This is a genomic window from Chimaeribacter sp. YP20170169, from assembly GCF_056739715.1.
Genome location: NZ_CP176824.1, coordinates 2469072 through 2482150 on the forward strand (window position 1 = coordinate 2469072; position 13079 = coordinate 2482150).

The window sequence follows — 13079 nt, forward strand, 5'->3', positions numbered from 1 at the left end:
ATTATGCACGTTATATCCCTGGCTGGCAGCCCGCGCCTGCCGTCGCGCTCCTCGGTGCTGCTGCACCTTGGCGAGCAGTGGCTGCAACAACGTGACGTCAAGGTCACCAGCTATAGCCTGCATGATTTTGCCGCAGAGGATCTGCTGTTCGCCAATTTCGCCAGCCCACAAATCAAGGCGCTGGCGACGGATCTGGCCGGGGCCGACGGCTTGGTGATCGCCACGCCGGTCTACAAGGCCGCCTATTCAGGTGCGCTGAAAACGCTGCTCGACCTGCTGCCAGAGCGTGCGCTGGAGCATAAGGTGGTGCTGCCGCTGGCCACCGGCGGCTCCATCGCCCATATGCTGGCGGTGGACTACGCGCTGAAACCGGTGCTGGCCGCGCTGAAAGCCCAGGAAGTGCTGCACGGCGTCTTTGCCGATGACAGCCAGGTGGATATGAAAGCGCAGCCGCAGCCACAACTGGCGCCAGCGCTGGCCGAACGTCTGGAGGAGGCGCTCGCCAATTTCCATCTGGCGCTGAGCCGCCGGGCGTCGGTTTCGTCGTTTGATTCCCATTTACTGCGGCATATCGCCTGATAGCGGCCCGGAGGACAAGGATGAGTGCAACCCTATTACGACACTGGAAACGCGCCACGGCGCTGTTCGCCCTGCTGGGCAGCCTGAGCCTGGCGGCACAGGCGGCGGATGACCCGGCGCAGTTCCGCATCGGCTACCAGAAAGGCTCAGTGAGTCTGGTGCTGGCCAAGAGCCACCAGATGCTGGAGACGCGCTACCCGCAGACCCACATCACCTGGGTGGAGTTCCCGGCCGGGCCACAGATGCTGGAGGCGCTGAACGTCGGCAGCATTGACATGGGCAGCACCGGCGACCTGCCGCCACTGTTCGCGCAAGCCGCCGGGGCCGACCTGCTCTACGTCGGCCAGGAGCCGCCGAAGCCGAAGGCCGAGGTGATTCTGGTGCCGGAAAACAGCCCAATTAAACAGGTGGCGGATCTCAAGGGCCGCAAGGTGGCCTTCCAGCGCGGCTCCAGCTCGCACAATCTGGTGCTACGGGCGTTGCAGGAGGCCGGCCTCTCCTTCAATGACATTACGCCGGTCTACCTGACCCCGGCGGACGCACGGGCGGCCTTTGCGCAGCACAACGTGGATGCCTGGGCCATCTGGGATCCCTACTACTCGGCGGCGCAGTTGCAGGGTGGCGTGCGGGTGCTGAAAGATGGCAGCACCCTCAACCAGACCGGCTCCTTCTATTTGGCGAGCCGCCAGTATGCCGAGGCGCACCCGGCCTTCATTAAAGAGGTGCTGGCGCAGCTCACCGCCGCCGATGCCCTGACGCGCAGCGACCGCGCCCAGAGCATCACCCTGCTGGCGCAGGCGATGGGCCTGCCGGAGCCGGTGATTGCCACCTACCTGAGCCACCGCCCGGAGACCATCATTAAGCCGGTGGATGACCGCACGGTGCAGGCGCAGCAGAACACCGCCAACCTGTTCTTTGAGAACCACCTGTTGCCGAAACGGCTCGACATTGCCAGCCGTGTCTGGCGCGCGCCGCAGTAACCCTGACCTTTTCTCGCGATTCAGCCCGGCCGGATGCCGGGCACTAAAGGAGCACACCATGAGCCTGAACGTATTCTGGTTTTTACCGACCCACGGCGACGGCCGCTACCTCGGCACCAATGACGGCGCCCGTACCGTAGACCACGCCTACCTGCAACAGATTGCCCAAGCGGTGGACCGCATGGGCTTTGGCGGGGTGCTGATCCCGACCGGTCGCTCCTGCGAGGACTCCTGGCTGGTGGCGGCGTCGATGATTCCAGTGACGCAACGGCTGAAATTTTTGGTGGCGCTGCGCCCCGGTATCATCTCCCCAACGCTGGCGGCACGGCAGGCCGCGACGCTGGATCGCCTCTCCAACGGCCGCGCGCTGTTCAACCTGGTGACCGGCGGTGACCCGGATGAGCTGGCGGGTGAAGGGCTGTTCCTCGACCATGAGGCGCGCTATGAGGCGTCGGCGGAGTTCACCCACGTCTGGCGGCGGGTGCTGGAGGGCGAAACCGTGACCTTCAACGGCAAACACATCCAGGTGCGTGACGCCAAACTGATGCTGCCGCCGGTGCAGCAGCCGCGCCCGCCGCTCTACTTCGGCGGCTCCTCGGAGGCGGCGCAGGATCTGGCGGCTGAACAGGTGGAGCTGTACCTCACTTGGGGCGAGCCACCGGCGCAGGTCAAGGAGAAGCTTGAGCAGGTGCGCGCCAAGGCCGCTGCCAAGGGGCGCACGGTGCGCTTCGGCATCCGGCTGCATGTGATTGTGCGCGATACCACGGAGGAGGCGTGGCAGGCCGCTGACCGGCTGATCGCCAACCTCGATGAGGAGACCATCGCCCGCGCGCAGCAATCCTTCGCCCGCTTTGACTCGGTGGGCCAGCAACGGATGGCCGCGCTGCACGGCGGCAAAAAAGATAACCTAGAGATCAGCCCCAACCTGTGGGCCGGCGTCGGGCTGGTGCGTGGCGGGGCAGGCACCGCGCTGGTGGGCGACGGGCCGACCGTGGCGGCGCGGATGCAGGAGTATGCCGATCTCGGCATCGACACCTTCGTGCTCTCCGGCTACCCGCACCTTGAAGAGGCCTACCGGGTCGGCGAACTGCTGTTCCCGCACCTCGATCTGGCCACGCCGGACGGTGGCGAAACCAACCTGCGGGTGCTGCGCCCGCAGTCAGAGGTGATCGCCAATGATTTCTACACCGTTAAAGCCTCCCAGAGCTAAGGAGCGAACGATGCGAAACTTTGCCAAACGCGGGGCCTATTGCCTCGCCCCTTGGGCGGTGCCGGTGCTGTTAGTGCTGCTCTGGCAACTGGCGGTGGAGACCGGCTGGCTGTCAAACCGCATCCTGCCGGCCCCGAGCGCCGTGGTGACCGCCTTCTGGTCGCTGAGCGCCAGCGGCGAACTGTGGCACCACCTGGCGATCAGCAGCTGGCGCGCGGCCATCGGCTTTGCCATTGGCGGCAGCATCGGTTTGCTGCTCGGCTTTATCACCGGCCTCTCCCACTGGGGCGAGCGGCTGCTCGACAGCTCGTTGCAGATGCTGCGCAATATCCCGCATCTGGCGCTGATCCCGCTGGTGATTTTGTGGTTCGGCATTGATGAGTCCGCCAAAATCTTTTTGGTGGCGCTCGGGACGCTGTTCCCGATCTACCTCAACACCTACCACGGCATCCGCAACATTGACCGCGGCCTGCTGGAGATGGCCCGCAGCTACGGCCTCTCCGGGCTGCCGCTGTTTATGCAGGTGGTGCTGCCGGGCGCCCTGCCCTCCATCATGGTGGGCGTGCGCTTCGCGCTGGGCTTCATGTGGCTGACGCTGATTGTGGCGGAGACCATCTCGGCCAACGCTGGCATCGGCTACCTGGCGATGAACGCCCGTGAATTTTTGCAGACTGACATTGTGGTGGTGGCGATTGTACTGTACGCCATCCTCGGCAAGCTGGCCGACCTGAGCGCGCAACTGCTGGAACGTGTCTGGCTGCGCTGGCATCCCGCCTACCAACTGACGTCCCAAGGAGGCAACGCATGAGCACGCCTATCCGCATCCCGCAGGGGACCCCGCTGACGCTGAACCGCATCAGCAAACGGTATGGCGCGCGCGCTGTGCTGCGAGACATTGATCTGCGCATCGCCCCCGGCCAGTTCGTGGCGGTGGTTGGCCGCAGCGGCTGCGGCAAGAGTACCCTGCTGCGCCTGCTGGCCGGGCTGGAGCAGGCCAGCGACGGCGAACTGCTGAGCGGCAACGCGCCGCTGGCCAACGCCCGCGAGGAGACCCGGCTGATGTTCCAGGAGGCGCGTTTACTGCCGTGGAAGCGGGTGATCGATAACGTCGGGCTGGGGCTGAAGGGTGACTGGCGACCGGCCGCGCAGGCGGCGCTGGCGTCCGTTCGGCTGGCCGAGCGCGCCAACGAGTGGCCCTCCGCCCTCTCCGGCGGGCAGAAACAGCGGGTGGCACTGGCGCGGGCATTGATCCACCGTCCCCGCCTGTTGCTGCTGGATGAGCCACTGGGCGCGCTGGATGCGCTGACGCGCATTGAGATGCAGGGATTGATTGAGTCACTGTGGCTGGCGCATGGCTTTACCGTGCTGCTGGTGACCCATGATGTCAGCGAGGCGGTGGCGCTGGCAGACCGGGTGCTGTTGATTGAGGAGGGCCAGATTGGCCTGGATCTGGCGGTAGATGTGCCGCGCCCGCGCCGCCACGGCAACGCGCGACTGGCGGAGCTGGAGAGCCAGGTGCTGGATCGCATCCTGACTCCGGTGCCGGTGCCGCTACAGGCCGTGCCGCCAGCACGCGGCTATGCCTGACCCACAACCAATAAAAAAGGGCGCGATCATCGCGCCCTTTTTCATGGCTCACGATCAGGCCAGCAGTGCCTTGCTGATCTTCTCATAGAGATCGCCAGAGAGGTTTGGCAGTGCCTTCAGCTCCTCTAGCGCCGTGCGCATCAGCGCCTGATGCGCCTCATCGTAGCGTTGCAGCCGGATCAGCGGATCCACCAACCGTGACGCCACCTGCGGGTTGCGGGTGTTGAGGTCGGTGAGGATCTCGGTCAGGAAGCGGTAACCGCTACCATCCGCCGCGTGGAACGCCGCCGGGTTGCCGGACGCGAAGGCGCCAATCAGCGAGCGTACCCGGTTCGGGTTGCTGAGGCTAAAGGCGCGGTGCTGCAACAGGCTGCGCACCCGCGTCAGCACATCTGCCGCCGGGCTGGTGGCTTGCAGGATGAACCACTTGTCCATCACCAGCCCATCCTGGTGCCAGCGCTCATCAAAGGCCGCCAGCAGCGCGTCGCGGCAAGGCAGCTCCGCATAGACCGCCGCCGACAGCGCCGCCAGCGCGTCGGTCATGTTGTTCGCTTCGTGGTACTGCTTCGCCACCAGCTTATCGGCCAGCGTGCGGTCGCCGAACGCCAGATAGCTCAGGCAGAGGTTGCTCAGGCTGCGCTTGCCGATGTCGGCATGGTCCACCCGGTACTCCGGCGTGCGGTTGGCGTAGTAGACCGCCAGCCACTCATCCACCATTTCGGTCGCCAGACAGCCGACAAACGCCTGATGCACCGCGTGGATCGCCTCCGGGTCAATGGTGGTGAACAGCTCCGCCATCTCATTCTCGCTCGGCAATGACAGGATCTGTGCCGCCAGCGCTGGCTCCAGCGAGGCATCCAGCAGGATGCCACGGAAGGCGTCCGCCACATGCAGCGGCAGGGAGAGCGGCTGTTTCTGCTGGTGGCGCGCCACGTTCAGCTTGATATAGATCGCCAGCAGGCTCTGGGCGGCATCCCAACGCGAGAAGGGATCGGTGGCGTGCTGCATCAGGAAGGTCAGCTGCTGGTCGCTGTAGGGGTAGTCCAGTTTCACCGGCGCGGAGAACTGGCGCAGCAGCGACGGCACCGGCGGCAGGGTGATATTGTCAAACACAAAGGTCTGTTCGGCCTCGGTGACGTTCAGCACCGACGACACCGGGCTGCCCTCGCGCACCAGCGGGATCACGCTGCCATCCATATGGTAAAGCTCGATGTCCAGCGGGATATGCAGCGGCAGCTTCTCCTGACGGTCGGCGGTCGGCGGCGTCATCTGGCTGACATGCAGGCTGTACTGTTGCAGCTCGGCATTGTACTCGTCGCGTACCGTCAGCACCGGCGTGCCGGACTGGCTGTACCAGCGGCGGAACAGCGAGAGATCGACGTTGGAGGCATCCTCCATCGCCTGCACAAAGTCATCACAGGTGGCGGCGCTGCCGTCGTGGCGCTCAAAGTAGAGCTGCATCCCGGCCTGGAACTTCTCTTCGCCCAGCAGGGTGTGTATCATGCGGATCACTTCCGAACCCTTCTCATACACCGTCAGGGTGTAGAAGTTGTTCATCTCGATCACCATGTCCGGGCGGATCGGGTGCGCCATCGGGCTGGCATCCTCGGCGAACTGGGCGCTGCGCATCAAACGCACGTTGCCAATACGGTTGACCGGGCGCGAGCCGAGGTCAGAGCTGAACTCCTGATCGCGGAACACCGTCAGCCCCTCTTTCAGGCTGAGCTGGAACCAGTCACGGCAGGTGACGCGGTTGCCGGTCCAGTTATGGAAGTACTCATGACCAATCACCCGCTCAATGTTCAGGTAGTCGGTGTCGGTGGCAGTCTCCGCCTTCGCCAGCACATATTTGGAGTTGAAGACGTTGAGGCCCTTGTTCTCCATCGCGCCCATGTTGAAGAAGTCCACCGCCACGATCATATAGATGTCGAGGTCATACTCGAGGCCAAAGCGGGTCTCATCCCACTTCATCGACTGCTTGAGCGAGGTCATCGCCCAGTCGGCGCGATCCAGGTTGCCACGGTCAACGTACAGCTCCAGCGCCACTTCGCGGCCAGAGCGGGTGGTGAAGGTGTCGCGCAGCACGTCGAAATCGCCCGCCACCAGCGCAAACAGATAGCTCGGCTTCGGGAACGGGTCTTCCCACTTGATCCAGTGGCGGCCATCCTCCAGCTCGCCCTGCTCCAGCCGGTTGCCGTTGGAGAGCAGGAAGGGGTAGCGCGCCTTGTCCGCGACGATGCGGGTGGTGAAACGCGCCAGCACGTCCGGGCGATCCAGGTAGTAGGTAATGTGGCGGAAGCCCTCGGCCTCGCACTGGGTGCAGAGCGCCTCACCAGAGAGGTACAGCCCCTCCAGCGCGCTGTTGCCAGCCGGGTAGATCTGGTTGACGATGGTCAGGGTAAAGGTGGCGGGCAGTTGCTCCAGCACCAGCGCGTGGGCCTCCTCGCGGTAGTGCGGCCACGGCTGGCCGTCAATCGCGACGCTCACCAGCGTCAGGGATTCACCGTTGAGCACCAGCGGCGCGCCCGCCTCGCCGCGACGGGTGATCCGGCTCGTCGCGGTGACGGTGGTGGTGTCCGCGTCCAGCTCAAAATCGAGGTCAATGTCAGTGATGGTATAGTCCGGCGCACGGTAGTCATGCCGGTATTTAGCCTGCGGCTGCGTTGCTGTGGTGACCTGTGTCATAGAAGCCCTTTGACGTCCGGTAGTTGAGGTTAACAAAGTGTATTCCGCCCGCGCGGGGCTGCCAGCATGGTGGCGGCGTAGGCCGGTTGCGGCGATCCATCGACTTTATCATAGCTGCGATAAAATCCGAGAATGTAAGAAGTTTACGGGAAAAGCGGTCACCGCCCGCGCGTACCACGCCCTGACGACGGCAAGGGCCTTGTAAATGTTTACAATTTTACTTTGTTGTGATCTCATTTTATTAACATTTATCGGCCATACTCTCCCCCGACGGCACGTTTTCCTCTCGACCCCCGTTTCGCTTTTATGGTGTGATGAGGCTTCAATAACCGGATAATCAAGGTATACTTCACGCACTTTTGCTGATTATCCCGACTATGGAATGCTCCTACGAGGATGCTGTAACGCGCTATGACTCAATACGCCTCCCCGATTTTGACGTCAATACTGGACACCGATGCCTATAAGTTGCACATGCAGCAGGCCGTTTTCCATCGGTATCATGACATTACCGTGGCCGCGGAGTTCCGCTGCCGTGGCGATGAGTTGCTGGGCGAATACCGTGACGAGATCCAAGCGCAAATCACCATGATGAGCGACCTGGCCCTGACCGATGCGGAGTACCAGTTCCTCGCCGGGCTGCCCTTCTTCCACCGGGACTACCTGGACTGGCTGAAAGCATTCCGCTTCAACCCGCAGCAGGTGCAGGTGACCAATCGCAACGGCCGGCTAGAGATCCGCATCAACGGCCCGTGGCGTGAGGTGATCATGTGGGAAGTGCCGCTGCTGGCGGTGATCAGCGAGGTGGTGCACCGCCACCGCTCGCCGGATGCCACGCCTGAGCAGGCGGTCAGCCAGCTGCGCAGCAAACTGGCGCGCTTTGAGGAGATGGCTGGCGACACCGACATCTCCCGCTTCCGGTTGATGGACTTCGGCACCCGCCGCCGCTTCTCGCGCGCCGTGCAGCAGGCCATCGTCAGCGAACTGAAGGGCGACTTCCCCTATCTGGTCGGCACCAGCAACTACGATCTGGCGCACCAGCTTGGCCTGGCACCGGTCGGCACCCAGGCCCACGAGTGGTTCCAGGCGCACCAGCAGATCTCGCCGGTGCTGGCCAACAGCCAGCGCGCCGCGTTGCAGGCCTGGCTGGATGAGTACCCGGACCAGCTCGGCATCGCCCTGACCGACTGCATCACCATGGATGCCTTCCTGCGTGACTTTGGCCCCGGCTTCGCCCATCGCTATCAGGGGCTGCGCCACGACTCCGGTGACCCGCTGGAGTGGGGTGAGAAAGCCATCGCCCACTATGAGAAGCTGGGCATCGACCCAATGAGCAAGACGCTGGTCTTCTCCGACAACCTGGATCTGGACAAGGCGCTGGCGCTCTACCGCCACTTCTATACGCGCATCAATCTGGTGTTTGGCATCGGCACCCGCCTCACCTGCGACATTCCGGGCGTCCGCCCGCTGAATATCGTGATCAAACTGGTGGAGTGCAATGGCAAGCCGGTCGCCAAGCTCTCGGACAGCCCCGGCAAAACCATCTGCCAGGATCAGGCGTTTGTGAAGGCACTGCGTAAAGCCTTCGACCTGCCGCTGGTGAAAAAGGCCAGCTAAGCGCCCTGACGGTGCCGCCCTTGGGGCGGCGCCGCTGCCCTCCCTGCCCAAGATCAACTTCCGCTCACTTTCCCGGCCATTTCGTCCAGAATGTTGCCGTGCGCCCATGATTTCTGCTTGTGTCCTGTGACGCGGTAAGTAACATAGCAAAACCCGCCGCGGCGGGTTCCGTCATTTTGAATTAACCCTTATTAAAGAGAGAAATCTATGAGCGTTGTGCCTGTAGTCGACGTACTGCAAGGCCGTGCTGCGGTCGACAGCGAAGTCACCGTACGCGGTTGGGTACGTACCCGGAGAGATTCTAAAGCTGGTATCTCCTTCCTCGCCGTATATGACGGCTCCTGCTTTAATCCGTTACAGGCCGTCGTGAATAACTCTCTGTCCAATTACCAGGATGAGGTGCTGCACCTGACTACCGGCTGCTCCGTGGAAGTGACCGGCACCGTGGTCGCCTCGCCGGGCGAAGGCCAGAGTTTCGAGTTGCAGGCCACGGCAATCAAGGTGGTCGGCTGGGTTGATGACCCGGACACCTACCCGATGGCGGCCAAGCGCCACAGCATCGAGTACCTGCGTGAAGTGGCACACCTGCGCCCGCGTACCAACCTGATCGGCGCCGTGGCGCGCGTGCGCCACACCCTGGCTCAGGCGATCCATCGCTTCTTCCATGAGAACGGCTACTTCTGGGTCTCTACCCCGCTGATCACCGCCTCTGACACGGAAGGTGCCGGTGAGATGTTCCGCGTCTCCACGCTGGATCTGGAAAACCTGCCGCGTGACGATCAGGGCCGGGTTGATTTTAGTGAGGATTTCTTTGGCAAAGAGGCGTTTTTGACCGTTTCTGGCCAGCTTAATGGCGAAACCTACGCCTGTGCGCTCTCCAAGGTTTACACCTTCGGCCCGACCTTCCGTGCGGAGAACTCCAACACCAGCCGTCACCTGGCTGAGTTCTGGATGATCGAGCCGGAAGTGGCCTTTGCGACGCTGGATGACGTAGCAGGTTTGGCAGAGAAGATGCTGAAATATGTGTTTCAGGCCGTGCTGGATGAGCGCGCTGACGATTTGGCGTTCTTCGCCGAACGTGTCGATAAAGAGGCGATTTCTCGCCTTGAGCGCTTCATCAGCTCTGATTTTGCTCAGGTCGATTACACCGATGCGATCGAGATTCTGCTGAAGTCGGGCCAGACCTTTGAGAACGACGTGAGCTGGGGCATTGACCTCTCCTCCGAGCATGAGCGTTACCTGGCCGAGAAACACTTCAAGGCCCCAGTGGTGGTGAAGAACTACCCGAAAGACATCAAAGCCTTCTATATGCGCATGAACGACGATGGCAAAACCGTGGCCGCGATGGACGTGCTGGCACCGGGAATTGGCGAAATCATCGGCGGTTCGCAGCGTGAAGAGCGCCTTGACGTGCTGGATCAGCGCCTTGAGGAGATGGGCCTGAACAAAGAGGATTACTGGTGGTATCGTGACCTGCGCCGCTATGGCACCGTGCCGCACTCCGGTTTTGGCCTTGGTTTTGAGCGTTTGATCGCCTATGTCACCGGTGTGCAAAACGTGCGCGATGTGATTCCTTTCCCGCGTACGCCGCGTAATGCCAGCTTCTAACGGCTAACTTTCACACTATTAATACAAAATTGTTACAAATCAGAGGCCAGCAATGCTGGCCTTTTACATTTTTTAAACTTCGATCCTGCTCACAAAGTTCCCTAAAATTCACACATTGTTACAAATCGTTGCTTTCTGAAACCCCATTAGTACTTTCGTAGCATTTTCGCGGTAGATTAACCGTACTACCAATGGAACACTGCGTGCAGACACAGGAAGACACCAAACTTTCAACAATAGTTCCCAGAACTATTAACGGCAGTGGCAAGGTGTCCGAATAACACCAATGAGGGTAATATAATGATGAAGCGCAACATTCTTGCAGTGGTTATCCCGGCTCTGTTGGCTGCTGGCGCAGCGAACGCCGCCGAAATCTACAACAAAGATGGCAACAAGCTGGATCTGTACGGTAAAGCTGTTGGTCTGCACTACTTCTCTGATGACGACGGTTCCGACGGCGACCAGACCTATGTTCGTTTCGGCTTCAAAGGTGAAACCCAAATTACTGACCAACTGACCGGTTTCGGCCAGTGGGAATACAACGTTCAGGCGAACAACTCTGAAGGTTCCGACGCACAAGACGGCAACAAAACCCGTCTGGGCTTCGCGGGTCTGAAATTCGGCGACTACGGCTCCTTCGACTACGGTCGTAACTATGGCCTGCTGTACGATGCGATTGCCTGGACCGATATGCTGCCAGAATTCGGCGGTGACTCCGGTTACTCCGATGGCTTCCTGAGCGGCCGTTCTACCGGTGTGGCAACTTACCGTAACCACAACTTCTTCGGCCTGGTGGATGGCTGGGACTTCGCAGTCCAGTACCAGGGCAAAAACGACCGTTCTGACATCCGCCGTGCAAACGGTGACGGTTGGGCACTGTCCACCTCTTACACCAGCGAAATCGGTGTAGGCATCGTGGGTGCATACGGCGAATCTGACCGTACCAACGCACAGAACGCACCGGGCGTACTGGGCAACGGCGAGAAAGCACAGAGCTGGGCAACCGCTCTGAAATATGACGCCAACAACGTCTACCTGGCCGCCATGTACGGTGAAACCCGCAACGCGACTCCGTTCTCCCAGCAGATCGGTAACAGCGACGGTTCTACCACCAGCGTAACTGGCTATGCCAACAAAGCACAGAACTTCGAAGTGGTTGCACAGTACCAGTTCGACTTCGGCCTGCGTCCGTCCCTGGCGTACGTTCAGTCCAAAGGTAAAGACATCGAAGGCATCGGCGACGTTGACCTGATCAAATACTTCGATGTGGGCGCGACCTACTACTTCAACAAAAACATGTCCACTTACGTTGACTACCGCATCAACCAGATTGATGACGACAACGCACTGGGCATCAACAGCGACGACATCGTGGCGCTGGGTCTGGTTTACCAGTTCTAATCACGATCTCCTAGTTTATCCAGTGTGAATAAGGCAGGGCTTCGGCCCTGCCTTCTCTTTTTCTGCCCCCGCCACACCCCCACCAGCCTGTCCGCTCTTTTTGCCGCAAACGGTTGGCAAACGCCTGACATGGCGTTAACCTGATGCTTCTGCCCGCTTATCACAAGCCATGGACGTTTCTACATGTTTGAGAAAATCACCGCTGCCCCTGCCGACCCGATTCTGGGCCTGGCTGATCTGTTCCGTGCCGATGACCGCCCGACCAAAATCAACCTGGGTATTGGCGTCTACAAAGATGAGACCGGCCAAACGCCGGTGCTGACCAGCGTCAAGAAGGCTGAGCAATACCTGCTCGAGAATGAGGCCACCAAAAATTACCTGAGCATTGATGGTATCCCGGCCTTCGCCAGCTGCACCCAAGCGCTGCTGTTTGGTCAGGCCAGCGCCCTGATTGCTGACAAACGCGCCCGCACGGCCCAGACGCCGGGCGGCACCGGCGCGCTGCGCGTCGCCGCTGATTTTCTGGCGACCCAGACTGACGCCAAGCGCGTCTGGATTAGCAACCCCACCTGGCCGAACCACAACAACGTGTTTGGTTCCGCTGGGCTGGAAGTGCTGAGCTACCACTACTATGACGCGGAGAACCACGCGCTGGACTTCGACGGTATGCTCAAGAGCCTCGACGCGGCACAGGCCGGTGACGTGGTGCTGTTCCACGGCTGCTGCCACAACCCGACCGGCATCGATCCGACCGCCGAGCAGTGGCAACAGCTGGCCGATCTCTCGCTGGCCAAGGGCTGGCTGCCGCTGTTTGACTTCGCTTACCAAGGCTTCGCCAACGGTCTGGAAGAGGATGCACAGGGCCTGCGCATCTTTGCTGCCAGCCATGCCGAGCTGATTGTCGCCAGCTCCTACTCGAAAAACTTCGGGCTGTACAATGAGCGCGTCGGGGCTTGCACCCTAGTGGCCGCCGATTCAGAGAGCGCCGATCGCGCTTTCAGCCAGATCAAGGCCACCATCCGCGCCAACTACTCCAACCCGCCAGCCCACGGCGCGGCCGTGGTCGCGACCATCCTCAGCAATGAGGCGCTGCGCGCCCTGTGGGAGCAGGAATTGACCGACATGCGCCAGCGCATCCAGCGTATGCGCCAGCTGTTCGTCAATACTTTGCAGGAGAAGGGAGCACAACAAGATTTCAGCTTCATCAGCAAGCAGAACGGCATGTTCTCCTTCAGCGGCCTGACCACCGAACAGGTGCTGCGCCTGCGCAGCGAGTTCGGCGTCTACGCTGTCAACTCTGGCCGCATCAACGTCGCGGGCCTGACGCCAGACAACATGGCGCCGCTGTGTGAGGCGATTGTCGCGGTGCTCTGATGCATCCGGCATAAAAAAAGCCAGCCCGCGGGCTGGCT

10 protein-coding genes are annotated in these 13079 nt (G+C 61.4%); 9 read left to right on the plus strand and 1 reads right to left on the minus strand.

Annotated features, from left to right (window positions below; genetic code table 11):
• The first annotated feature begins 3 nt into the window (after window positions 1-3).
• Genes ssuE through ssuB form a run of 5 tightly spaced genes read left to right on the plus strand, consistent with a single transcriptional unit; the run spans window position 4 to window position 4356 of the window.
• Window positions 4-579, plus strand: a complete 576-nt coding sequence (gene ssuE, locus ACK3SD_RS11240; RefSeq protein ID WP_481125534.1) for an NADPH-dependent FMN reductase — start codon at window positions 4-6, stop codon at window positions 577-579.
• 20 nt (window positions 580-599) lie between these two features.
• Window positions 600-1559, plus strand: coding sequence for an aliphatic sulfonate ABC transporter substrate-binding protein (locus ACK3SD_RS11245; protein ID WP_481125535.1), 960 nt, complete (start codon window positions 600-602; stop codon window positions 1557-1559).
• A gap of 58 nt (window positions 1560-1617) precedes the next feature.
• Window positions 1618-2769, plus strand: a complete 1152-nt coding sequence (gene ssuD, locus ACK3SD_RS11250; RefSeq protein WP_481125536.1) for an FMNH2-dependent alkanesulfonate monooxygenase — start codon at window positions 1618-1620, stop codon at window positions 2767-2769.
• A 10-nt stretch (window positions 2770-2779) separates the two neighbouring features.
• Window positions 2780-3577 (plus strand): aliphatic sulfonate ABC transporter permease SsuC, encoded by a 798-nt coding sequence (ssuC, locus tag ACK3SD_RS11255; RefSeq protein WP_481125537.1) that lies wholly within the window; start codon window positions 2780-2782, stop codon window positions 3575-3577.
• A complete protein-coding gene (gene ssuB / locus ACK3SD_RS11260) occupies window positions 3574-4356 on the plus strand; it encodes an aliphatic sulfonates ABC transporter ATP-binding protein (protein ID WP_481125538.1) in 783 nt (260 codons plus the stop codon). Before ssuC ends, ssuB begins: the two co-directional genes overlap by 4 nt.
• A 54-nt stretch (window positions 4357-4410) precedes the next feature.
• Here the strand turns inward: ssuB and pepN are convergent, their stop codons facing one another.
• Window positions 4411-7041 (minus strand): aminopeptidase N, encoded by a 2631-nt coding sequence (gene pepN, locus ACK3SD_RS11265; RefSeq protein WP_481125539.1) that lies wholly within the window; start codon window positions 7039-7041, stop codon window positions 4411-4413.
• A 411-nt stretch (window positions 7042-7452) separates the two neighbouring features.
• On the opposite strand from pepN, the gene pncB reads away from it, so the two are divergent.
• The 4 genes from pncB (at window position 7453) to ACK3SD_RS11285 (ending at window position 13041) form a co-directional block, all read left to right on the plus strand.
• Entirely contained in the window at window positions 7453-8658 is a 1206-nt protein-coding gene (gene pncB, locus ACK3SD_RS11270; protein ID WP_137763637.1) for a nicotinate phosphoribosyltransferase, read from the plus strand.
• 207 nt (window positions 8659-8865) lie between these two features.
• On the plus strand, window positions 8866-10266 hold the full coding sequence (gene asnS, locus ACK3SD_RS11275; protein WP_481125540.1) for an asparagine--tRNA ligase: 1401 nt from the start codon (window positions 8866-8868) through the stop codon (window positions 10264-10266).
• Between the two features lie 300 nt (window positions 10267-10566).
• Window positions 10567-11667, plus strand: coding sequence for a porin OmpF (gene ompF / locus ACK3SD_RS11280; protein WP_481125541.1), 1101 nt, complete (start codon window positions 10567-10569; stop codon window positions 11665-11667).
• Between the two features lie 183 nt (window positions 11668-11850).
• Window positions 11851-13041 (plus strand): amino acid aminotransferase, encoded by a 1191-nt coding sequence (locus tag ACK3SD_RS11285; RefSeq protein WP_481125542.1) that lies wholly within the window; start codon window positions 11851-11853, stop codon window positions 13039-13041.
• Window positions 13042-13079 lie beyond the last annotated feature (38 nt).

What these genes read in the sequence shown, in the direction of transcription:
- ssuD (WP_481125536.1), top strand. Translation starts at nt 1,618, where the DNA reads ATGAGCCTGAACGTATTCTGGTTTTTACCGACCCACGGCGACGGCCGC.
- ssuC (WP_481125537.1), top strand. Translation starts at nt 2,780, where the DNA reads ATGCGAAACTTTGCCAAACGCGGGGCCTATTGCCTCGCCCCTTGGGCG.
- asnS (WP_481125540.1), top strand. Translation starts at nt 8,866, where the DNA reads ATGAGCGTTGTGCCTGTAGTCGACGTACTGCAAGGCCGTGCTGCGGTC.
- pepN (WP_481125539.1), bottom strand. Translation starts at nt 7,041, where the DNA reads ATGACACAGGTCACCACAGCAACGCAGCCGCAGGCTAAATACCGGCAT.
- ssuE (WP_481125534.1), top strand. Translation starts at nt 4, where the DNA reads ATGCACGTTATATCCCTGGCTGGCAGCCCGCGCCTGCCGTCGCGCTCC.
- ACK3SD_RS11245 (WP_481125535.1), top strand. Translation starts at nt 600, where the DNA reads ATGAGTGCAACCCTATTACGACACTGGAAACGCGCCACGGCGCTGTTC.
- ssuB (WP_481125538.1), top strand. Translation starts at nt 3,574, where the DNA reads ATGAGCACGCCTATCCGCATCCCGCAGGGGACCCCGCTGACGCTGAAC.
- ACK3SD_RS11285 (WP_481125542.1), top strand. Translation starts at nt 11,851, where the DNA reads ATGTTTGAGAAAATCACCGCTGCCCCTGCCGACCCGATTCTGGGCCTG.
- pncB (WP_137763637.1), top strand. Translation starts at nt 7,453, where the DNA reads ATGACTCAATACGCCTCCCCGATTTTGACGTCAATACTGGACACCGAT.
- ompF (WP_481125541.1), top strand. Translation starts at nt 10,567, where the DNA reads ATGATGAAGCGCAACATTCTTGCAGTGGTTATCCCGGCTCTGTTGGCT.